The organism is Stenotrophomonas sp. YJH_SMC_69 (assembly GCF_059370495.1).
In genome coordinates this window covers 341324-361937 of sequence record NZ_JCAFTS010000004.1, presented here as the reverse complement: position 1 = coordinate 361937, position 20614 = coordinate 341324, and the positions used below count along the sequence as shown (strand labels likewise).

The following is a 20614-nucleotide window of genomic DNA, read 5'->3' as shown; positions in this document are numbered from 1 at the left end:
GATGTCATGCCGGGGCCGCGATATAATGGGGGTTCTCCCCTGCCGAGGGGCGCTGCGACCGGATCCGATGAGGCCCGGCCAGGCTCGGTAAGGTGGCTTTGTAACAACGGCGCCCGGCTAGATGCGAGCACCCGCTCGCCCACAACCGGAGCACACGAATGAACGCTGTTGCCAAGACCTTCTCCACCGAAGGTGATTACAAGATCCGCGACATCACGCTGGCCGACTGGGGCCGCAAGGAACTGGACATCGCCGAGCACGAAATGCCGGGCCTGATGTCGATCCGCCGCAAGTACCAGGCCGAGCTGCCGCTGAAGGGCGTGCGCGTGACCGGCTCGCTGCACATGACCATCCAGACAGCGGTGCTGATCGAGACCCTGAAGGACATCGGCGCCGACGTGCGCTGGGCCTCGTGCAACATCTTCTCGACCCAGGACCACGCGGCTGCCGCCATCGCCGCCACCGGCACCCCGGTGTTCGCCTGGAAGGGCGAGACCCTGGAAGAGTACTGGGACTGCACCCTGGACGCGCTGACCTTCACCCTGGCCGACGGCACCCTGACTGGCCCGGAACTGGTGGTGGACGACGGCGGTGACGTGACCCTGCTGATCCACAAGGGCTACGAACTGGAAAACGGCAGCGACTGGGTCAACACCGCGTCCGCCTCGCACGAAGAACAGGTCATCAAGAACCTGCTCAAGCGCGTTGCCAAGGAGCGCCCGGGTTACTGGGGCCGCGTGGTCAAGGACTGGAAGGGCGTCTCCGAAGAGACCACCACCGGCGTGCACCGCCTGTACCAGCTGGCCCAGGCCGGCACCCTGCTGATCCCGGCGATCAACGTCAACGACTCGGTCACCAAGAGCAAGTTCGACAACCTGTATGGCTGCCGCGAGTCGCTGGCCGACGGCCTGAAGCGCGCGATGGACGTGATGCTGGCCGGCAAGGTAGCCGTGGTCTGCGGCTACGGCGATGTCGGCAAGGGCTGCGCCGCGTCGCTGCGTGCCTACGGCGCGCGCGTGATCGTCACCGAGATCGACCCGATCTGCGCCCTGCAGGCGGCGATGGAAGGCTATGAAGTCAACACCATCGAATCGACCCTGGGCCGTGCCGACCTGTACGTCACCACCACCGGCAACCGCGACATCATCCGCATCGAGCACCTGAGCGCGATGAAGGACCAGGCCATTGTCTGCAACATCGGCCACTTCGACAACGAGATCCAGGTCGACGCACTGGTGTCCTTCGCCGGCATCAAGCATGTCAACATCAAGCCGCAGGTCGACAAGTACATCTTCCCGAACGGCAATGCGATCTTCCTGCTGGCCGAAGGCCGCCTGGTGAACCTGGGCTGCGCCACCGGCCACCCGAGCTTCGTGATGTCCAACAGCTTCGCCAACCAGACCCTGGCACAGATTGACCTGTGGGCGAACAAGGACAGCTACGAGAAGAAGGTGTACCTGCTGCCGAAGAAGCTGGACGAAGAAGTGGCTCGCCTGCACCTGGAAAAGATCGGCGTGAAGCTGACCACCCTGAGCCAGGAACAGGCCGACTACATCGGCGTGCCGGTGGAAGGCCCGTTCAAGCCGGACCACTACCGCTACTGATCGTGCGCGGTGCCGGCCAGCGGCCGGCACTACCGGCGCAGGCGGGGTCGGATCCCTTTCCGCAGGAAAGGGCGCTGACCCCGGCAACAGATGCAGACAGAACGGGCGCCTTCGGGCGCCCGTTCTGCGTTGCGTCGCCCCGCAGCAGATCCGCGCGCCCTGTCACAGTGCCCTAAGAAGCCGCTTGCTAGTCTCTATGCCCCCATGGACTGCCAACTGCAGGCCATGCGCCGGGACGCAGACAGCAAAGGACAGGACATGCCGCGCAACAATGACCGAGTGACCCGGGCGATGAAGCCCCTGATGATCCTGTGCTGGGTGGCCCTGCTGGCCGCCTGCAGCCCGCCTGGCAGCGATGCCGGTGCCAGCGCACCGGCAGCGAACACCGGCCAGGCAAGCACCGACGGCAAGGCAATCAGCACCCCGGCAGCGGCCACGGGCAGCAGCGCTGCCTGCGCCGAGGGGGCATCACAGGTGCAGACCCTGATCTGCAACGACCCCGCCCTGTTGCAGCAGGAAGCCGAGCTGGCCAAGGCTGAAGCCTCCGCACGCGACACCCTCGATGCCGCCGGCAAGGCCAAGCTGCAGGCCGAGCAGCAGCGCTGGATCCAGCATACGCGCGACCTGTGCGGTGACGCGCACTGCCTGCAACAGGTATTTGCCGATCGCCTCAAGGTGCTCTCGGCCACGCGCGACGGCCTGGTCGACCAGGACGCCTGCGAAGTGCCCGACGGCCAGCAGCAGTGCGTGGACCTGCTGGTGCTGCGCGACCCCAACAGCCAGTTGGCGAACTTCAACACGCTGCTGGGAGAAAACGGCCAGGAAGGCCGCCTGCTGGGCTGTACGGCCGCCACCAACGTGGGCGGTGGCCCCAACGCCGTGCTGGCGGCCAACTGCATCCAGGAAACCACCGCCGGCAAGCGCAACGTGCAGTTGTGCAGCAACCAGATGGTCGGCCAGTTCGCCCTCGTACCGGCATCGGCCGCCTACGGCACCCAGGCCGTCCGCCAGCTGCTCGGCTTTACGCAGCAGCACTGCGCCGGCTGACATCCGCTGGGTGCGCCCGGCGCTTTTTCCCACATTGAAGGACGATGACCATGGCAAAGGATTCCACCCTTACCCGCGAACAGCTGTCCACGCTGTTCCTCAACACGGAGCTGGGCGGCAACACCCGCCACCTGGACCACTTCTCATACGCGCAGAAAGGCGCAAGCACCTACTCGTTTGGACTGGTGCAGTTCGATGTCGGCGGCAATCCACAGGCCAGGCGTTTCCTGCGCGACAACGGCTTCACCGCCGCTGACATCGAACTGCTGTCCCAGCAGGGCGGATTGAGCACCCGGCAGCTGGCGGCGCTTGACGCCAAGTTGCAGGCCATTCCGCAGGCGAAGATGGACCAGCTCACCAACGACAAGCTGGACAGCGCCATCGAGCGCGTCGATGAAGCCATCGCCAAGGTGCGTGCCACCAACCCGGCCGCCGCCGATGCCATCGCGGCCAACCCCGAACTGCAGCTGGCCATGGCCGACTATGACAACCAGTTCGGCGGCATGGGCCCGCAGTTCATCAGCTATCTGGCCGGCAACGCGGAAAAGCTGCAGGGCGGTACGGTCCAGGCCGGCAATCCACCGACCCGCGGCGACGTGCAGAACTTCGTCGATGCCACCAAGTACGGCATCCAGTCGCCGGCCGCGGTGACCAGCCGCGATGAGCGCTTCGACCGGGCCATGACCCAGCTGGGCATCACCCCCACCCATGCCCCCTCGCACGGGTCGCCCGGCGCGCCCGGCGCGCCCGGCGGCAACGGCGTACTGGTCAGCGGCGCCAGGGGCGATGAGGTAAAAGCGATGCAGCAGAAGCTGGCCGACCTGGGCTATCTGGGCAAGGACGGCAAGCCACTGGTAGCCGATGGCGATTTCGGGCCCGGCACCCTGGAAGCGGTCAAGCAGTTCCAGCGTGAGCACCAGCTCACCGTCGATGGCAAGGTCGGTGCCACCACCCTGGGTGCGCTCGACAAGGCCATCGCGCAACAGCAACAGCAGGCCGCCGAACCGACCATGGCCACCCCCGGCCACGCCGACAACCCGCGTTACCAGCAGGTCGTGGAAAAGCTGGAAACGCTGGAAGAACAACGCCGCCAGGGTGGCCTGGCGCCACTGTTCAATGACCGCAGCCAGCTCGAGAACGCCGCAGGCCTGGTGGCTTACGAGTCCAAGCTGGCCGGCATGAGCCAGGTCGATACCGTGCTGGCGCGGCCGGACAACCAGGGCGTGTTCGCCGTGCAGGGCCAGCTTGGCGATCCCGCCATGCACCGCACTTACGTCGATCTGTCGCAGGCGGCGAACCACACGCTGCAGGACAGCACGCGGCATAGCCAGGCGCTGGACAACGAACTGTCGCAGCGACAGACCCAGGAACAGATTCAGACGCAGCAGTCGATGTCGCGCTGACGCGGGATGCCGACGATCACAGCCGGGACGGGCGCCTTCGGGGGCCCGTCCTGCGTTGATGCGCGAGTTTCGGTCAAGGCAATATCCCTACCTCGCGCTAGGATGCGCCCATGACCCCGGCCATCAACCTGCTCAAGCGCGAGAAGATCGCCCACACCGTGCGCAGCTACGTGCACGACGCCCACGCCGAATCGTATGGCGGCGAAGCCGTCGACAAGCTCGGCCTCGACCCGGCCCAGGTGTTCAAGACCCTGCTGGCCAGCACGGAAGCACACGAACTGCTGGTGGCGATCGTGCCGGTCGCCGGCCAGCTCGACCTGAAGGCGCTGGCCGAAGCCGCCGGCTGCAAGAAGTGCGAGATGGCCGCCGCCGATGCCGCACAGCGCGCCACCGGCTACCTGGTCGGTGGCATCAGCCCGCTGGGGCAGAAGAAGCGCCTGCGCACGTTCCTGGACACCAGTGCCGAAGCGCTGCCCGCGCTGCATGTCAGCGCCGGGCGCCGTGGCCTCGAGGTAGAACTGGCACCGGCCGATCTTCTGCGCCTCACCGCCGGCCACTACGCTGCCATCGGCAAGTCACGCTGATGCGCTGGCCGTGGTCTGCAGCGCCGGTACCCCGGCTCGACGATGCACAGGCCGACGTGCTGCTGCAGGACCTGCTGTCGCGCGATGCCACGCGCATCACCGATGCCGCACGCACGGTGGCACGGCTGTTCAGCACCGCGTCGTTGGACGCGTTGGTCGCACATGTGGATACGATCGAACGCAGCTGCGAGGGCATCGCCCTTGGCGGCATGCTGATCAGCAACCAGGCGCACCTGAAGGCGGCCCTGCAACGGCTGCGCTACTGGCAGGCGCGTGAGGGGTGCCTGTGCGCACTCTACCCTTCTTATGTGTTCTTCAACCCTGCACCGCTGCTGGAACAGGGCCACGTGCTGCTGCTCGGACGAGGCGAGGCCGAGGATGGCTGGGGTGAGTGCTACCGGGTGACGTGCACGTCCTGCACGCAGCCGTGGAGCGCCACCGAGCGTGAATACCACTACCCGTGGTGGGAGTGGAAGCGCCTCTGACAGTGATGCAGCCACGCACGGCGTGGCTCCGCTGCGGTACGTCCAGATCCATGCCATGCGTGGATGACGCTCACTCCACGAATTCATACCGCATCGGCATGCGCACGAGGGTCAACGCCGGCACCGTACCCTTCGCATCGGCAAGGCTGAAACGCCAGCCCTGCAGCTCCTCCGCTGCAGCGTCATCCAGCAACGCATGACCGCTGGAGGTCTCCACGATCACGGCCGCAACGCGCCCCCGCGCATCGACCAACGCCTTCAGCATGCTGCGGCCGGACAGCCCCTGCCGCATGGCCTCCACCGGATAGCGCGGCGACACGCCGCGTGGAGGCAGCCAGGGAATACCTTCACCCGCGAACAGATCCCGGTTGCTGCGTGCCGCGCAGGACGTCGGCAGGCGCAGCTGCAGGGATACCTGCACCTCATTCACGGTCACGTGCGCCGGCGCGGCGCAGGCATGCTGCACCAGCGCCTCCAGCATTCGTTGCTGCCGACGCAGCGCGTTGCCATTGGCCGCCGCCACTTCAATCACGCAGCGGCCGTCCTGCGGCTGCATCGACAGCGCGGTCACGCCCGCATCGCGCAGCCCGGGAAGGCGTGCCATGGGTTCGCAGGCCATCCCGGCAGAGGGCTTCGCGGCCAGTACCGGGGTGGCGGGCAGCGTGCCCGCCAGCAACATCAGGATCATCCTTGCCCAGACCGCCATGCCCCGCCCTCCTTGGGTTTGCCTGGCCCGATCATAGCGCGCGCCTGGGATCGGATCCCCTCCTCAGGGAAAGGCTTCGACCGGGGGCTCGAATGATCGGGTCAGAGCCCTGCGATGCGGGGATCCGACCCCGGCCGCCAGTTGGCGTTGTTCTCCCAGAACTCCACCGAGCGCCGGTAGGCCTCCTTGTCCAATGGCACGCCGGAACCGCCCTCCTCCACGCCCAGCGCATTGCGCATCATGGTGATCGGCGCCATCGGCACTTCTTCCGGTTCGGCGGTGTAGATGCAGCCGACGATGCCCCAGTCGGCTTCGATCGGTGAGCCTTCCCTGGCCAGCTGCTCGGCGTTGTACAGGATCACCACCAGGTAGTTCGCGCGCGGCGACTCCACGCCCTCGAACCAGCGCACCAGTACCGGCAGTTCCTCGCGGTTGCGCGCTTCGTAGCCGCTGCGCAGCTGGTGGCGGTTGGCCTCGGTGACCGGCACCGTCAGGCAGCGCGTGCTGGTCCAGTTCTCGTAGACGAACAACTTGCAGAACGGGGCGTAGCCGTCGAGCACCTTCAGCGGCGCGTGCGCATTGAGGTGTGCCTCGAACTGCTCGGCAGTGCAGTCCTGGATGGTATTGCCGCGTGGCACGCGCGGGAACAGGCGGGGACGGGCGAAATCGGTGAGGACGATGGACATGGCGCGGCGTGATCTGGGAATCCGCTGCACAGGGTAACCGCTGGCAGCACCTACAACGCCATCCGCTCGCGCAGCTCGCGTGCCTGCCGCCGCGATACCTCCACCTCGCTGCCATCATCCAGCGTCAGGTCATAGCCGTCGCCGATGCTGGGCGACACCCCACGGATACGGCGCAGGTTGACCAGTGTGTTGCGGTTGGCGCGGAAGAAAAGATCCGGCGGCAGACGTGCTTCCAGCGCGCTCAGGCTGCGGGTCAGCAGTGCGTTCTGGTCGCGGAACCACAGCCGCGTGTAGTTGCCATCCACCACCAGCCGACGGATCTCGGAGACTGCCACGAACCAGCAGCGTTCACCCTCGCGCACGAACACCTGGTCGTGCGCGCCCAGCGTGCCGCGCGATTCCGGCACGTCGGCCGCAACCGCCTCGCACTGCCGCGCCCGCTCGAGCGCTTCCAGCAGCCGCGGCGCCTCCACCGGCTTCACCAGGTAGTCCAGCGCGTTGGCCTGGAACGCACGCACCGCATAGGTGTCGTAGGCGGTGACGAAGACCACGGCCGGCACCGTGTCCAGGCCGTCCAGCACGTCGAAACCACTGCCGGAGGGCATCTGCACATCCAGCAGCACCAGGTCCGGTGCCAGCGTGGTGATCGCCTCGCGTGCGGCGGGCACGTCGTCGGCCTCGCCCACGCACTGCACCCACGGCAGCGCCGACAGCAGCGTGCGCAGCTCCTGCCGGGCCAGCCGTGCGTCATCGACGATCAACACGCGCAGCATGCCAGTCATTGCGGAATCTCCAGCAGGGCCTGCATGCGGTCACCGGCCGGTTGCAGCACGAATCGGCCACGCATGCCCAGCTGCGCACGCAGGTAGGCCAGGCCGACGCCATGGCCATGGGTGGGTTCGCTGCCGGTTGGAAGTGGATTGTCCACCTGCAACCGCAGCACGTCATTGTCCAGCGTGGCGCGGATCTGCACCTCGCCGCCGCCGGGACGGCTGGCGATACCGTGCTTGATCGCGTTCTCCACCAGCAACTGCAACGCCATCGCCGGCAGCTGCGCCTGCGTGGCATCGGCATCGATCTGCTGCCGCACCTGCAGGCGCTGTTCGAAATGGACCGCCTCGATGGCCAGGTAATCATCGACCACCGCCAGTTCCTCGGCCAACGTGACCTGCTCGCTGCGGTTGTGGGCGAGCGCCTGGCGCAGCGTGCGCGACAGGCGGGTGACCATGTCACGGGCCCGTTCCGGGTCTTCCAGGATCAGCGCACGCAGGTTGTTCAGCGCATTGAACATGAAGTGCGGATTGAGCCGCGCACGCAGTGCGTCACGTTCCAGCGCACTGCGTTCGGCTTCGGCGCGCAGGCGTGCCAGCTCGCTGTAGCGTGCCCGCCGCAGGCCGTGCAGGCCCGCCCACAAACCGGTCCACACCAGCAGGAACAACGCGGTGTTCATCCAGTACAGCAGCACCGAAGACCACTGGTAATCCGCATGGCCGCCAGGCAGCTGCACCCAACCCAGCGCCAGCGCCGGCAGCAGCAGCGCCGCCGTTACCGCCTGTGCGACGCTGGCCCCGAGCACCACGCCGGCAGCCAGTTTCAGCACCAGGCTGCCCAGGCTGCCCTCCCACCAGCGCTGGCGCAGTGCAACCGAACGCAATGCGCCGCTGCACAGCCAGAGTGAGACCGCGACGCTGACGGTGATCAGCACGATGCCACTGAACACGATGCCGCCACCGATCCGCATGCCGACCCACAGCCCGTACAGCGCATAGCCGGCCCATGCCAGTGCATTGAGCGTCCAGAAACGGCGGGAAGGCGTGGTGGCGTCCATGCGGGCTCTCGGCGGTGGCAGGAGGGCGGACAAGGGTCAGGGATGCGCGGCGAGGAATCGCTGCACCTGTTCCTGCAACCAGCGCGGATCATCCCACATCAGGAAGTGGAAACCCTGCGCGCTCATCGCGATCTGCACGCCCTGCAGGTTCGCGTACTGGGCCTGGAACACCGCACGCGTGCCGTCCTCGGTGCCGCCCATCGGCTGGTAGCCGGCCCAGCTGCCGAGCACCAGCGTCGGCGCGGTGATCGAAGCGATGCTGTCGCGCAGGTCGGTGGTCATCAACGCATGCATCGCATCGGCCGTGGTCTGGCGGTCGCTGGCTTCGCCCCAGCGGCCCAGTTCGGCCTGGCGCCGCGGATCGCGGGTCATGCCCGGCAGGCCCGCCTTCAACTGCGCCTGCCATTGCGCGGCATCGGCGGCCAGCATGCCCTTGCGCAGCTGGTCGGCCATCGGCCGCACGCTGTCAGCGGTGGCACTCGGGTCGCGCGCCGCCGGCAGGAACGGCAGGGCGTCGACCACCACCAGTGCGCTGATCGCCTTCGGCTCGGCCTGCGCCATCTGCAGGCCCAGCACGCCACCGAGGCTGTGGCCGACCACCACCACCGGCCCCAGGTGCTGGTCATGCAGGTAGGCAAGCAGCTGCCTGCGCATCGCCGGCAGGAAGCCGGCCGGGCGCGGGTCGGCCGCTGCCGCGCCAGCAAAGCCCGGCAACTGCACCAGGTGGCACTGCACGTCCTTCAGGGCCAGGCAGGTCTCGCGCCAGGCCTCGGCGCTGCTGTTGAGGCCGGGGATCATCAGCAGCGGTCGCCCCATGCCGACCACCTCGACCTGTACCTTGCCAGCGGTCGAGCCGGTGGCGGCATGCGCGGAACCGGAGCCGAGCACGGCCATCGCCATGCCGATCATCGCCAGCCGGGCCAGGGCCTTCATCGCGTACCAGAGTGCCAGGAAGATCTTCATCGTGTGCTCCTTCATCAGGTGGGGGGTGCCGGGATGGGAGCAGCGTGTGCCCGGCTACGGCAGCCAGGTTGCGATTCCGGAGCAACGGCCGCAGACCCGGGCAAACGGTCGCCGGCGGCGGACGGTGCCAGTCCATGCAGCCAACTAACATCCATCTTGATGAAGCGATATACTGACCCGCACCCGCCGCTGCCGCCCGTGCCATGACCGCCATCAGCTTCGAGTTCTATCCGCCCAAGACCGACGAACAGCGCAGCCAGCTGGACCGCGCCGCGGCCAAGCTGAAGGACTACGGCCCCGAGTACGTGTCCTGTACCTTCGGCGCCGGTGGCTCGACCCTGAGCTATACCTCCGAGACCGTGCGCCACCTCAACCAGCACCACGGCTTCGAGGCTGCACCGCACCTGTCCTGTGTCGGCGGCACCCGCCAGGAAATCCGCGAACTGCTCAAGCTGTACCGCGCCATCGGCTGCCATCGCCTGGTCGCGCTGCGTGGCGATCTGCCCTCCGGCATGGGCTTCCCCGGTGACATGCGCTACGCCGCCGAGCTGATCGACTTCATCCGCGCCGAACACGGCACCGCCTTCCGCATCGAAGTCGGTGCCTATCCGGAGACCCATCCACAGGCCTCCGATGCACTGGCCGACCTGAAGCACTTCAAGGCCAAGATCGATGCCGGCGCCGACGCGGCGATCACCCAGTATTTCTACAACCCGGATGCGTACTTCCACTTCGTCGATGCCGTGCGCCGGCTCGGCGTGCAGGTGCCGATCACGCCCGGCATCATGCCGATCGCCAACTTCAGCCAGCTGCGCCGCTTCTCCGAGCAATGCGGTGCGGAGATCCCGCGCTGGATCAGCCGCAAGATGCAGGCCTATGGCGATGACGCCGAATCGGTGCGGGCGTTCGGTACCGAAGTGGTGGCCAAACTGTGCCAGCGCCTGATCGAGGGCGGCGCGCCGGGCCTGCACTTCTACACCTTGAACCTGGCCAAGCCGACCACGTCGGTGTTGAAGCTGCTGCACGGCTGAAAGCACGCCATGCCACCGCGATCGGCGCTACCCTGCGCCGATGAACCGGTTTTCCTTCCTGCTGTTGCTGCTGTCGTTGTGTTCGGTATCGAGCATTGTCCATGCGCAGTCCCCGCGCTTGAACCGCTGCACCGATGCGCAGGGGCAGAGCGTGTATACCGACCGCCCCTGCGACAGCGTTGGCGCCCGGTCGCGATTGCCACCGCCCGCGCCCACCGGCAGCACCCTGCCACGCGACACCCTGGGTGCGCGCTGCCCACGACGCCTGAGCGAGCTGGTGGAGGCACTGCGCACCGGCATCGTCAGCAACGATGTGAACCGGCTGTCCTCGCTGTACCTGTGGGGTGCGGTCTCCGATGCCGGCGCGCAGCGCATCCTCGGCCAGTTGGAATCCTTGGCACGGCGGCCACTGGTGGACGTGGTGCCGGTGTATCCGCCACAGGGGCTGGCGTCCTCGCAGGAAGAGGGTCAGAGCCCTGCGGCGCAGGAATCCGACCCTGAGCCGCCAGCGCCACGGCATCCGGTCGGCCTGCGCCTGGAGCAGACGCTGCCCGGCAGCGCGTCGCGAGCGTCCACGGTGCTGGGATTGCGGCGGCAATACGGATGCTTCTGGATTACGTTGTGATCGGGAGGGGTCGGATCCCTTCCCAGCGAAAAGGGCTCCGACCCCGGATTGCCGCGATGGGGTCAGAGCCCTGCTGCGCAGGGATCTGACCCTGCATGCCGGCTCACGCCGGCCACAGCCCACGAATCGCAGCGATGCCCTGCCCGCCATGCCGACGCGCTTCGGCGATATGGCCGGCGGCCATGCCGCCCAACGCGTAGATCGGCAGCGATACCTGCGCGCGCAGCGCAGCGAAGGCCTCCCAGCCCAGCGGCACCGCCCCGGGATGGCTGGCCGTGGCCTGCACCGGGCCGAGCACCGCGAAGTCGCAGCCCAACTGCTGCGCCGCCTGCAGCTGCTCCAGGTCGTGGCAGGACGCGGCGACCAGCTGTCCTTCCGGCAAGGGCCGCTCCTGCAGGGCCAGCAACTGCTCGCTGCCCAGGTGCACGCCCACGCCCAGTGTGCGGGCCAACGCGACATCGCGGTTGAGCAGCCACTGCACGCCGCGACGATGCGCGCGCACGGCCTGTTCGATCATCGCCTGCCGTTGCGGATGCTCCGGCGGCAGGCGCAGCTGGATGCGCTGCTGGCCCGCCGCCACTGCCTGCTGCAGCCGTTCATGCCAGTGCTGCACGCCGCCGGCATCTTCGGCCGGCGCCGGCGTGATGAGGTAGCGATCCGGTTGGCGCAGTGCGGCCACCACCGGCAGGTCGGCCGGCGGCATGGAATAGCGGCCCAGCTTGTCCTGCGCCACCCAGGTGATCGCCTGGCCCTCGCGCCCGCGCGGTGTGCCCTTCCAGCTGCGCACGTGGCGCACTTCCAGGGTCAGGTGCTTGTCCGGATAGCGCTGCGGCACATCCATCAGCCAGGGCCCGACATCGGCCTCGATGCCCAGCTCTTCGCGCAGTTCACGCACCAGCGCCTGCTCGGAGGTCTCGCCGGATTCGCGCTTGCCGCCGGGGAACTCCCACAGGCCAGCCATGTCGCGGTTCTCGGTACGGCGGTTGAGCAGCACGCGGCCACGGGCGTCGGTGATGACGGCGGCCACGACATGGATCGATCGGGTGGGAGAAACCATGGGGCCAGCATGCCCAGAACAGGGCGGCCAGCGCAATCACGAATCCGCGCCGGATCGCCCGCGCCAAAGCAGAAGGCCCCGCTTGCGCGGGGCCTTCCGGGGTCAGCTCAGCTGGCCGTGGCAGTGCTTGTACTTCTTGCCACTGCCGCACGGGCACGGATCATTGCGGCCGATCTTCGGCTCGTCGCGCTGCAGCGTGGCCACGCCCTGCTGGGCGGCTTCGACCTGCGCGGCTTCCTCGTCGGCGCTGTAACCGCCGGCATCCTGGTGCTGGAACTGCGACTGGCTCAGGCGCGCCTGCGCCTGCTGGCGCTCGGCCGCTTCCAGCGCCTGCACTTCCTCGTCGCTGCGGATGCGCACGCGGGCCAGCAGGGTCACCACTTCGCGCTTGACGTTCTCCAGCATGTCCGAGAACAGCTCGAAGGCTTCCTTCTTGTATTCCTGCTTCGGCTGCTTCTGCGCGTAACCACGCAGGTAGATGCCCTGGCGCAGGTAATCCATGCGCGCCAGGTGCTCCTTCCAGCTCTGGTCCAGCACGGTCAGCATCACGTGCTTCTCCAGCGCGCGCATGGTTTCTTCGCCCAGGCCGGCTTCCTTCTCGGCGAAGTGCTGGTTGACGCGCTCCTGGACCTTGGTGGCGATGGCCTCAGCGTCCAGCTCTTCGTGTTCCTTGACCAGGTCGGTCAGCGACATCTGCAGGCCGAAGTCCGACTCCAGGGTCGCTTCCAGGCCGCGCAGGTCCCACTGCTCGTCGATCGAGTTCGGCGGCACGAAGCGCGCCACGATGTCGAAGATCACGTCGTCGCGGATGCCATCGACATTCGCCTTCACCGACTCGGCATCCAGCAGCTCGTCGCGCTGGGCGTAGATCACCTTGCGCTGGTCGTTGTTGACGTCGTCGAAGTCCAGCAGGTTCTTGCGGATGTCGAAGTTGTGGGCCTCGACCTTGCGCTGCGCCTTTTCGATCTGCCGGCTGACCAGGCGGTCCTCGATGACGTCGTCTTCCTTCATGCCCATCATGCGCATGGCCTTCTGCACCCAGTCGGAGGCGAAGATGCGCATCAGGTTGTCTTCCAGCGACAGGTAGAAGCGGGACGAACCCGGGTCACCCTGGCGGCCCGAACGGCCGCGCAGCTGGTTGTCGATACGACGCGATTCGTGGCGCTCGGTGCCGACGATGTGCAGGCCGCCGGCCGCCTTCACTGCCTCGTGGCGCTTCTGCCATTCGGCCTTGACCGCTGCCTTCTGCTCGTCGGTCGCGTCCTCGCCTAGGGCGTGGATCTCGGCTTCCAGCGAACCGCCCAGCACGATGTCGGTACCGCGGCCGGCCATGTTGGTGGCGATGGTCACTGCGCCCGGGCGGCCAGCGTTGGCGACGATGGTCGCTTCGCGGTCATGCTGCTTGGCGTTGAGCACTTCGTGCTTCACGCCGGCCTTGCTCAGGTGCTCGGACAGCATTTCCGAGGTTTCGATCGAGGTGGTACCCACCAGCACCGGCTGGCCGCGCTTGGCGCACTCTTCGATGTCGGCCAGCACCGCATTGAACTTGCCCTTGCGGTTGAGGAACACCTGGTCCGGACTGTCCTTGCGGATGGTCGGGCGGTTGGTCGGGATCACCACCACTTCCAGGCCGTAGATGCTCTGGAATTCGAACGCTTCGGTATCGGCCGTACCGGTCATGCCGGACAGCTTCTTGTACATGCGGAACAGGTTCTGGAAGGTGATGCTCGCCAGCGTCTGGTTCTCGCGCTGGACCGGCACGCCTTCCTTCGCTTCCACCGCCTGGTGCAGGCCGTCGGACCAGCGGCGGCCGGCCAGGGTACGGCCGGTGAACTCATCGACGATGACCACTTCGCCGTCGCGCACGATGTAGTCCACGTCACGCTGGTAGATCGCGTGCGCGCGCAGGGCGGCGTTGAGGTGGTGGACCACGGTCAGGTTCTGCGCCGCGTACAGGCCTTCGGTCTCGCCGTCGAGGATGCCGGCTTCAACCAGCAGCTGCTCGGCGTGCTCCATGCCCGCTTCGGACAGGTGCACCTGCTTGCCCTTCTCGTCGACCCAGAAATCGCCCTCGCCGTCTTCCGCTTCCTGCTTGACCAGGTGCGGCACGACGCGGTTGACGCGGATGTACAGCTCCGGGGAATCATCGGCCGGACCGGAGATGATCAGCGGGGTACGCGCTTCGTCGATCAGGATGGAGTCGACTTCGTCGACGATGGCGTAGTGCAGGCCGCGCTGGTAACGGTCGGCCTTGGACAGCGCCATGTTGTCGCGCAGGTAGTCGAAGCCGAATTCGTTGTTGGTGCCGTAGGTGATGTCGGCCGCGTAGGCTTCGCGCTTGTCGCTGTGCGGCATGCCCGGGTACACCACGCCCACGCTCAGGCCCAGCCAGTTGTACAGCTTGCCCATCTGCGCGGCGTCGCGGCGGGCCAGGTAGTCGTTCACGGTGACCACGTGCACGCCCTTGCCTTCCAGCGCGTTGAGGTACACCGGCAGGGTCGCCACCAGGGTCTTGCCTTCACCGGTGCGCATTTCTGCGATCTTGCCCAGGTGAAGCACCATGCCGCCGATCAGCTGCACGTCGTAGTGGCGCATGCCCAGCACGCGGCGGCCGGCTTCGCGGCAGACCGCGAACGCTTCCGGCAGCACCTTGTCCAGGGCTTCACCGCCGGCGATGCGCTGCTTGAACTCCGGCGTCTTGGCCTGAAGCTGCTCGTCGGAAAGCTTCTCGATCTCCGGCTCCAGCGCATTGATCTTGGCGACGATGCGGTTGAGCTGGCGCAGCTGTCGTTCGTTACGACTGCCAAATACGCGGGTAAGCAGGCTGTTGATCATTGAAGGAACCGGGTTGGATGGACACGACGCCCGGCCTCCCCCTTGGGATCCGTCCGCCGCAAACGAAACAGGGCGCCTGGCGCCCTGTCGATGGCAACACCCATTGTAGCTTGGGACGGGCGGCTGAGGTTTCAAGCGCCAATCCGGTCGCAATCGCCCCGGATTCGGCAAAGAAACACGGATGCGGGGTCGGACCCCTTTCGCCATGGCGAAAGGGCTCTGACCCCAGCCCTCAACCGAATCGGGTCAGAGCCCTTCCGCGGCGCGGAAGGAATCCGACCCGGGCATCAGCCGCGGCTGACGCGGCCGACCGGCGTGTTGCCGCCGTCGCCGAGGAACTTGCGCGGGTTGACCACGTTGCCGTTCTCCCACACCTCGAAGTGCACGTGGGCACCGGTCGAACGGCCGGTGGAACCGGCCTTGGCCACTTCCTGGCCGGCGCGGACCAGGTCACCGGCCTTCACCACCAGGCGCGAATTGTGCGCGTAGCGGGTGACATAGCCGTTACCGTGGTCGACATCGACGACGTTGCCATAGCCGCCCTTCACACCGGCGAAGCTGACCACGCCTTCGGCCACGGCCATCACCGGGTCACCGACCTTGGCGTGGAAGTCCATGCCCTTGTGGGTGGCGGCGCCGCGGCCGAACGGGTCGGCACGGGTGCCGAAGCCGGAGGTCACGTAGCTGTTGCGGATCGGCATGCGCGACGGCACGGCGTTCTGCTGCAGCTGGTGGTCGAACATCAGCGATTCCATCACCGACAACTGGCGGCCTGAAGCAGCGAAGCGCTGCTCCAGCACCTGTAAGTCGGCGTTGACGTCCTTGACCGGGATGTCGCTGGTCGGGCCGCCGGCGTCGCCATCACCGAGGCCGGGGGTCTCGTTGAAGTCGAATTCGCCATCTTCCAGCTTGCCCATCTGGGTCAGCCGTTCGCCAAGCGCGTTCAGGCGGGTGGCCTGCGCCTGCAGCTCGCCGAGGCGGGCAGCCAGCGCGTTGACCTGGGTCTGCGCATCGCGCTTGACCTTGGCCAGCTCCGCATCCTGGCGCTCGACCTTGGCCTGCAGGCGCGAATCATTCAGCGCACTGGCGCCAATGCCGCCGGCAAGGCCGATAATGCAGCCTACCCCGAGCACGCTGCCCAGCAGGGCGCGGGGGCGGTCCTCGAAATAGAACCGCAAACGCGTGATCGGCGACGCCTTGGCCTGTCCTTCACGCGTTTTGATTACGATCTTTTTGAATGCCATCAGTGAGTTTTCATGTCTGAGCCGAAATCCAGCGTTCGCCCCGCGTCAGTGCCGAAACCGGCGCTGGATGCGGTAATGGCGGACAAAAGCGGGAACCCGCTGCGTCGGGCCTTGTGGCTCGACGCGCTGGACCGGCAGTTGCGCCCCCAGTTGCCGCCACCTCTGCGCAGCCGCTGCCGGCTGGCCAATGTGGACGGGGAACACCTCGTTTTTCTCGTCGAGTCCCCGGTCTGGCATGCCAAGTTGCGGCTTGCCGAAGCCCAGTTGCTCGACGCGGCCCGTTCCATCGGGCTGAAGGCCACCAGGGTGACCATCAAGACTGCGTCCACCACTCCCTCACGCTCCCCAGCGATCGACAACCGGAATGGCCCCCACGCAGTTTCAGCCGCCACGCACAAAGGGCTACGCGACGCCTTGGCTTGCCTGCAGGACGTTCCCTCGAAGCCGAAGAAGCGATCCTGATGGCAACGGAGCATCCGGCTCCGCTCCCCGTCGCGCGTGTCACCACGGCGTGAAACATTTCGGGGGCCGGGTCGCATCCTAGCGGCCATCCGGAGGCCTGTCGTTAGATTGAAGTTAAAACTTCGTTAAATTCAGGCTTCCGATCCAACAGGTTCACAAAACCGTGACCTTGAACCGGCCTTGACGCCTTTCAAGCACGCTGAATGCGTCGCAAGCGCCGGAAACAACGACGCCGCCCTGGAAGGCGGCGTTTTTATCTTGAAATTCAACGATCTACGGAATCAGGCGTAGGCCGGGGTGGCATATTCCACCGGATCCGGGGTGGTCGGCGAGTCGAAGCTGACCCATTCCCAGGCGCTGGCGTCGGCCATCAGGGCCCGCACCAGCTTGTTGTTGAGCGCGTGGCCGGACTTGAAGCCCTCGTAGGCGCCCAGCACCTGGCCACCGGCCAGGTAGAGGTCGCCAATGGCGTCAAGGATCTTGTGGCGCACGAACTCGTCGGCGTAGCGCAGGCCGTCTTCGTTGAGCACGCGGAACTCGTCCAGCACGATGGCGTTGTCCATCGAACCGCCCAGGCCCAGGTTGCGCTCGCGCATGTATTCCAGGTCGCGCATGAAACCGAAGGTGCGCGCGCGGGAGATTTCCTTGGTGTAGGCCAGCGTCGAGAACTCGATTTCCTGCCGCGACTGCTTGGCCGGGATCATCGGGTGGTCGAACTGGATGGTGAAGCCCAGCTTGTAGCCCTCGTACGGGGTGAAACGGGCCACCTTGTCGCCCTCGGTCACCTCCACGGTCTTGAGCACGCGGATGAAGCGCTTGGGCGCATCCTGTTCGATGATGCCCGCCGACTGCAGCAGGAACACGAACGGGCCGGCCGAACCGTCCATGATCGGCAGCTCGGCCGAGGACAGTTCGACGATGATGTTGTCCACACCCAGGCCGGCCAGCGCCGACATCAGGTGTTCGACGGTCTGGATCTTTGCGTCGTTGCAGGTCAGGCCGGTGCACAGGGTCACTTCGGTGACCAGTTCGGCCTTGGCCGGCACCTCCACCACCGGGTCCAGGTCCACGCGGCGGAACACGATGCCATGGTTGACCGGTGCCGGGCGCAGGGTCATGTAGACCTTGTCACCACTGTGCAGGCCAACGCCGGTGGCGCGGATCGTGTTCTTGAGGGTGCGTTGCTGGATCATGGGGGATGGACCGGAAGTGACACATTAGATTAACACGCGCACTCCCCTACCCCGGCTGAAACGCCAGTTGCAGCCACCGGCAGGATCCACCGGCACGCCGCTGGAAAGCGCGTGAAGCAGGGCGGCCGGGCCCATCCTGGCCCGGCGCCCGCGTTTTCAGGACATGGTGGCGCAACCCGGGGAGGACAACCCCGGGCCGCCCCGCTTAGTCCGCCTGGCGGCGCAGGAACGCCGGGATGTCCAGGTAATCGTTCGGCAGTTCCGCCGCCGCCGGGGCCGAAGCGGCCGGGGCCGAAGGGGCGGAGGCCGCTGCGGTATCGCTGCTGGCGCGACGCAGGCCCAGGCCCATGCCACCCACCGCCTTGGAGACGGCATCGCCGCCGTTGTCGAACTCGCCGAACTCCGGCTGGCCGGTGGTGGCGTTGCGGACCAGCTTGATCGGCGCACGCTCGCCCGGACGCTGGGTCTTGCTGGCCGAGACGCGGTTCAGGCCGGTGGCCACCACGGTCACGCGCACTTCGTCCTGCATGTCCGGATCGAGCACGGTGCCGACCACCACGGTGGCATCTTCGGAAGCGAAGCCATCGATGGTGCGGCCGATCTCGTCGAACTCGGCCATGGTGAAATCGGCGCCGGCGGTGATGTTGACCAGGATGCCGTTGGCACCAGCCAGGTTCACATCGTCCAGCAGCGGGTTCTGGATCGCCGATTCGGCAGCGGCCTGGGCGCGGTCATCGCCACGGGCGGTGCCGGTACCCATCATCGCCAGGCCCATTTCGGACATGACGGTGCGCACGTCGGCGAAGTCGACGTTGATCAGGCCCGGACGCACGATCAGGTCGGCGATGCCCTGCACGGCGCCCTGCAGCACGTCGTTGGCAGCGCGGAAGGCCTGGATCATGGTCGCGTTGCGACCCAGCACGGTGATCAGCTTCTCGTTCGGGATGGTGATCAGCGAGTCGCAGTGCTGGCTCAGTTCCTCGATGCCCTTCAGCGCCACCTGCATGCGGCGACGGCCTTCGAACGGGAACGGCTTGGTGACCACGGCCACGGTCAGGATGCCCATTTCCTTGGCCAGCTGTGCCACCACCGGCGCAGCGCCGGTACCGGTGCCGCCGCCCATGCCGGCGGTGATGAACACCATGTCGGCGCCCTGCAGCGCGTCCATGATGCGCTCACGGTCTTCCAGCGCGGCCTGGCGGCCGACTTCCGGGTTCGCGCCTGCGCCCAGGCCCTTGGTCACGTTGGTACCCAGCTGCAGCTGCAGCTTGGCACCACAATTCTTGATGGCCTGCGAGTCGGTGTTGGCAGTGATGAATTCCACGCCATCCACTGCCGAGTTGACCATGTGCGCCACGGCATTGCCGCCGCCGCCGCCCACGCCAACCACCTTGATCACCGCATTGGGTGCCATCTTTTCGATCAGTTCAAAATGCGCCATGTCCGTGTCCTCGTTGTATCCGCTTTGGCTGGCATGGGCATTCGGGCGTCCTGCCGTCCTGCTGCATGCCGACGTTGCGGCTGTGTGGGTTGTGTGTAGCCGGTATTGCGTTGTGATGCGGGTACTGCGGGTGTTGCGCCCGGGCGAGGCCCGGGTTTTCGGGTTCCGCGTCAGAACTCGCCGCGGAACCAGGTCTTGAGTTTCTTGAACATGCTTCCGGCGCGCCCGGTGGGCAGCGACGGCCGCCGCGGGTGCTCGATCTGGCTTCCCATCAGCAGCAGGCCCACGCCGGTGGCGTGCACCGGGTTGCCGACCACTTCGCCCAGGCCGGTGACGTGCTGCGGGATACCCACGCGCACCGGCATCTGCAGCATTTCCTCGGCCAGTTCGACCACGCCTTCCATCTTCGACGCGCCACCGGTCAGCACCATGCCGGCGCGCACCAGTTCCTCGAAGCCGGAGCGGCGCAGTTCGGCCTGCACCATCTCGAAGATTTCCTCGTAACGGCCCTGCACGGCCTGCGCCAGCGAATGGCGCGGCATGCGGCGCGGCGGGCGGTCGCCCACCGACGGCACCTGGATGCTCTCCTCGGCCGTGGCCAGCTGGGCCAGGGCGCAGGCATAGCGCACCTTGATCTGCTCGGCTTCCGGGGTCGGCGTGCGCAGCATGTGCGCGATGTCGTTGGTCACGTGGTCGCCGGCGATCGGCAGCGAGGCGGTGTGGCAGATCGCACCCTGCACGAACACCGCGATGTCGGTGGTGCCGGCGCCCATGTCGACCAGCACCACGCCCAGCTCGCGCTCGTCGGCGGTCAGCACCGCCACGCTGGAGGCCAGCGAGGACAGCACCAGGTCGTCCACCTGCAGGCCGCAGCGCTGCACGCACTTGCTGATGTTGGCCGCCGCCGACTGCGCGCACACCACCAGGTGCGCATGCACTTCCAGGCGCACGCCGGTCATGCCGACCGGGTTGCGGATGCCTTCCTGCGAATCGTCCAGCACGTACTCGCGCGGGATCGCGTGGAGGATCTTCTGGTCGGCCGGGATCGCCACCGCCTTGGCCGCGTCGAGCACGCGATCCAGGTCGCCCCAGGTCACTTCACCGTCGCGGATCGGCACGATGCCCGGCGAGTTCTTGCACTGCACGTGGTTGCCGGAAATCGAGGCGTACACCGAACGGATCTCGCAGCCGGCCATCAGCTCGGCTTCTTCCACCGCGCGCTGGATCGACTGCACGGTCGATTCGATGTCCACCACCACGCCGCGCTTCAGCCCGCGCGATTCGTGCGAGCCGATGCCGATCACTTCGATCGGGTTGCCCGGCGAATACTCGCCCACCAGCGCCACCACCTTGGAGGTGCCGATGTCCAGGCCAACGATCAGCGATTTGTCACCCTTGCGATTCATGTCCTTTCCTGCGT

At 66.9% G+C, this 20614-nt stretch carries 19 protein-coding genes and 1 riboswitch; of the genes, 8 read left to right on the top strand and 11 right to left on the bottom strand.

Features of this window, described 5'->3' with window-relative positions; all coding sequences use genetic code 11:
* Nucleotides 1–38: 38 nt before the first annotated feature.
* A riboswitch (S-adenosyl-L-homocysteine riboswitch) is annotated at nucleotides 39–122 on the top strand.
* Between the two features lie 36 nt (nucleotides 123–158).
* The 5 genes from ahcY (at nucleotide 159) to AC5P8F_RS09480 (ending at nucleotide 5123) form a co-directional block, all read left to right on the top strand.
* Nucleotides 159–1604, top strand: coding sequence for an adenosylhomocysteinase (gene ahcY, locus AC5P8F_RS09500; protein WP_014645960.1), 1446 nt, complete (start codon nucleotides 159–161; stop codon nucleotides 1602–1604).
* Between the two features lie 258 nt (nucleotides 1605–1862).
* Entirely contained in the window at nucleotides 1863–2651 is a 789-nt protein-coding gene (locus AC5P8F_RS09495; protein ID WP_495220005.1) for a lysozyme inhibitor LprI family protein, read from the top strand.
* Between the two features lie 50 nt (nucleotides 2652–2701).
* The gene (locus AC5P8F_RS09490) at nucleotides 2702–4054 is read left to right on the top strand and encodes a peptidoglycan-binding protein (RefSeq protein ID WP_495220004.1); all 1353 of its coding nucleotides are present in this window, start codon (nucleotides 2702–2704) and stop codon (nucleotides 4052–4054) included.
* A gap of 110 nt (nucleotides 4055–4164) precedes the next feature.
* Nucleotides 4165–4638, top strand: a complete 474-nt coding sequence (gene ybaK / locus AC5P8F_RS09485; protein ID WP_053494932.1) for a Cys-tRNA(Pro) deacylase — start codon at nucleotides 4165–4167, stop codon at nucleotides 4636–4638.
* Entirely contained in the window at nucleotides 4638–5123 is a 486-nt protein-coding gene (locus AC5P8F_RS09480) for a hypothetical protein (RefSeq protein WP_100449348.1), read from the top strand. Before ybaK ends, AC5P8F_RS09480 begins: the two co-directional genes overlap by 1 nt.
* Nucleotides 5124–5193: 70 nt before the next feature.
* On the opposite strand, the gene AC5P8F_RS09475 is transcribed toward AC5P8F_RS09480, so the two are convergent.
* The 5 genes from AC5P8F_RS09475 to AC5P8F_RS09455 all read right to left on the bottom strand — a co-directional run bounded on the left by AC5P8F_RS09475 (nucleotide 5194) and on the right by AC5P8F_RS09455 (nucleotide 9306).
* Entirely contained in the window at nucleotides 5194–5829 is a 636-nt protein-coding gene (locus AC5P8F_RS09475) for an energy transducer TonB (protein WP_111205767.1), read from the bottom strand.
* Between the two features lie 101 nt (nucleotides 5830–5930).
* The gene (locus tag AC5P8F_RS09470; RefSeq protein ID WP_014645954.1) at nucleotides 5931–6515 is read right to left on the bottom strand and encodes a DUF3228 family protein; all 585 of its coding nucleotides are present in this window, start codon (nucleotides 6513–6515) and stop codon (nucleotides 5931–5933) included.
* A gap of 50 nt (nucleotides 6516–6565) precedes the next feature.
* Nucleotides 6566–7297 carry a LytR/AlgR family response regulator transcription factor gene (locus AC5P8F_RS09465; protein WP_014645953.1) on the bottom strand — a complete coding sequence of 244 codons (732 nt, stop codon included), beginning with the start codon at nucleotides 7295–7297 and terminating at the stop codon, nucleotides 6566–6568.
* On the bottom strand, nucleotides 7294–8343 hold the full coding sequence (locus AC5P8F_RS09460; RefSeq protein WP_014645952.1) for a sensor histidine kinase: 1050 nt from the start codon (nucleotides 8341–8343) through the stop codon (nucleotides 7294–7296). The genes AC5P8F_RS09465 and AC5P8F_RS09460 overlap by 4 nt, the downstream gene beginning before the upstream one ends.
* Before the next feature lie 36 nt (nucleotides 8344–8379).
* Entirely contained in the window at nucleotides 8380–9306 is a 927-nt protein-coding gene (locus AC5P8F_RS09455; protein WP_227864285.1) for an alpha/beta fold hydrolase, read from the bottom strand.
* A 203-nt stretch (nucleotides 9307–9509) separates the two neighbouring features.
* Here AC5P8F_RS09455 and metF point away from each other — a divergent pair, with 203 nt between their 5' ends.
* Together metF and AC5P8F_RS09445 are read left to right on the top strand one after the other, a co-directional pair.
* Nucleotides 9510–10337, top strand: a complete 828-nt coding sequence (gene metF / locus AC5P8F_RS09450; RefSeq protein ID WP_126411735.1) for a methylenetetrahydrofolate reductase [NAD(P)H] — start codon at nucleotides 9510–9512, stop codon at nucleotides 10335–10337.
* Between the two features lie 40 nt (nucleotides 10338–10377).
* Complete coding sequence (locus tag AC5P8F_RS09445; RefSeq protein ID WP_046428829.1) at nucleotides 10378–10962, top strand: DUF4124 domain-containing protein; 585 nt, start codon at nucleotides 10378–10380, stop codon at nucleotides 10960–10962.
* A 103-nt stretch (nucleotides 10963–11065) separates the two neighbouring features.
* On the opposite strand, the gene AC5P8F_RS09440 is transcribed toward AC5P8F_RS09445, so the two are convergent.
* The 3 genes from AC5P8F_RS09440 to AC5P8F_RS09430 all read right to left on the bottom strand — a co-directional run bounded on the left by AC5P8F_RS09440 (nucleotide 11066) and on the right by AC5P8F_RS09430 (nucleotide 16098).
* Entirely contained in the window at nucleotides 11066–12019 is a 954-nt protein-coding gene (locus AC5P8F_RS09440; RefSeq protein ID WP_049406070.1) for a Nudix family hydrolase, read from the bottom strand.
* A gap of 102 nt (nucleotides 12020–12121) precedes the next feature.
* Entirely contained in the window at nucleotides 12122–14854 is a 2733-nt protein-coding gene (secA, locus tag AC5P8F_RS09435; protein ID WP_014645947.1) for a preprotein translocase subunit SecA, read from the bottom strand.
* A gap of 287 nt (nucleotides 14855–15141) precedes the next feature.
* A complete protein-coding gene (locus tag AC5P8F_RS09430; RefSeq protein WP_014645946.1) occupies nucleotides 15142–16098 on the bottom strand; it encodes a M23 family metallopeptidase in 957 nt (318 codons plus the stop codon).
* Between the two features lie 12 nt (nucleotides 16099–16110).
* On the opposite strand from AC5P8F_RS09430, the gene AC5P8F_RS09425 reads away from it, so the two are divergent.
* Nucleotides 16111–16560 (top strand): DciA family protein, encoded by a 450-nt coding sequence (locus tag AC5P8F_RS09425; RefSeq protein WP_032956682.1) that lies wholly within the window; start codon nucleotides 16111–16113, stop codon nucleotides 16558–16560.
* A 281-nt stretch (nucleotides 16561–16841) separates the two neighbouring features.
* Here AC5P8F_RS09425 and lpxC read toward each other — a convergent pair whose 3' ends face one another.
* From lpxC to ftsA, 3 genes are all read right to left on the bottom strand, one after another.
* Nucleotides 16842–17753, bottom strand: coding sequence for a UDP-3-O-acyl-N-acetylglucosamine deacetylase (lpxC, locus tag AC5P8F_RS09420; protein WP_049440195.1), 912 nt, complete (start codon nucleotides 17751–17753; stop codon nucleotides 16842–16844).
* Between the two features lie 205 nt (nucleotides 17754–17958).
* Complete coding sequence (gene ftsZ / locus AC5P8F_RS09415; protein WP_005415297.1) at nucleotides 17959–19194, bottom strand: cell division protein FtsZ; 1236 nt, start codon at nucleotides 19192–19194, stop codon at nucleotides 17959–17961.
* Between the two features lie 170 nt (nucleotides 19195–19364).
* Nucleotides 19365–20600 (bottom strand): cell division protein FtsA, encoded by a 1236-nt coding sequence (ftsA, locus tag AC5P8F_RS09410; RefSeq protein WP_005408083.1) that lies wholly within the window; start codon nucleotides 20598–20600, stop codon nucleotides 19365–19367.
* Between the last annotated feature and the right edge of the window lie 14 nt (nucleotides 20601–20614).

Bases quoted from the DNA above. Each gene is read 5' to 3' on its own strand.
- ahcY (WP_014645960.1), top strand. From the start codon at position 159: ATGAACGCTGTTGCCAAGACCTTCTCCACCGAAGGTGATTACAAGATC.
- AC5P8F_RS09495 (WP_495220005.1), top strand. From the start codon at position 1,863: ATGCCGCGCAACAATGACCGAGTGACCCGGGCGATGAAGCCCCTGATG.
- AC5P8F_RS09490 (WP_495220004.1), top strand. From the start codon at position 2,702: ATGGCAAAGGATTCCACCCTTACCCGCGAACAGCTGTCCACGCTGTTC.
- ybaK (WP_053494932.1), top strand. From the start codon at position 4,165: ATGACCCCGGCCATCAACCTGCTCAAGCGCGAGAAGATCGCCCACACC.
- AC5P8F_RS09480 (WP_100449348.1), top strand. From the start codon at position 4,638: ATGCGCTGGCCGTGGTCTGCAGCGCCGGTACCCCGGCTCGACGATGCA.
- AC5P8F_RS09475 (WP_111205767.1), bottom strand. From the start codon at position 5,829: ATGGCGGTCTGGGCAAGGATGATCCTGATGTTGCTGGCGGGCACGCTG.
- AC5P8F_RS09470 (WP_014645954.1), bottom strand. From the start codon at position 6,515: ATGTCCATCGTCCTCACCGATTTCGCCCGTCCCCGCCTGTTCCCGCGC.
- AC5P8F_RS09465 (WP_014645953.1), bottom strand. From the start codon at position 7,297: ATGACTGGCATGCTGCGCGTGTTGATCGTCGATGACGCACGGCTGGCC.
- AC5P8F_RS09460 (WP_014645952.1), bottom strand. From the start codon at position 8,343: ATGGACGCCACCACGCCTTCCCGCCGTTTCTGGACGCTCAATGCACTG.
- AC5P8F_RS09455 (WP_227864285.1), bottom strand. From the start codon at position 9,306: ATGAAGATCTTCCTGGCACTCTGGTACGCGATGAAGGCCCTGGCCCGG.
- metF (WP_126411735.1), top strand. From the start codon at position 9,510: ATGACCGCCATCAGCTTCGAGTTCTATCCGCCCAAGACCGACGAACAG.
- AC5P8F_RS09445 (WP_046428829.1), top strand. From the start codon at position 10,378: ATGAACCGGTTTTCCTTCCTGCTGTTGCTGCTGTCGTTGTGTTCGGTA.
- AC5P8F_RS09440 (WP_049406070.1), bottom strand. From the start codon at position 12,019: ATGGTTTCTCCCACCCGATCGATCCATGTCGTGGCCGCCGTCATCACC.
- secA (WP_014645947.1), bottom strand. From the start codon at position 14,854: ATGATCAACAGCCTGCTTACCCGCGTATTTGGCAGTCGTAACGAACGA.
- AC5P8F_RS09430 (WP_014645946.1), bottom strand. From the start codon at position 16,098: ATGGCATTCAAAAAGATCGTAATCAAAACGCGTGAAGGACAGGCCAAG.
- AC5P8F_RS09425 (WP_032956682.1), top strand. From the start codon at position 16,111: ATGTCTGAGCCGAAATCCAGCGTTCGCCCCGCGTCAGTGCCGAAACCG.
- lpxC (WP_049440195.1), bottom strand. From the start codon at position 17,753: ATGATCCAGCAACGCACCCTCAAGAACACGATCCGCGCCACCGGCGTT.
- ftsZ (WP_005415297.1), bottom strand. From the start codon at position 19,194: ATGGCGCATTTTGAACTGATCGAAAAGATGGCACCCAATGCGGTGATC.
- ftsA (WP_005408083.1), bottom strand. From the start codon at position 20,600: ATGAATCGCAAGGGTGACAAATCGCTGATCGTTGGCCTGGACATCGGC.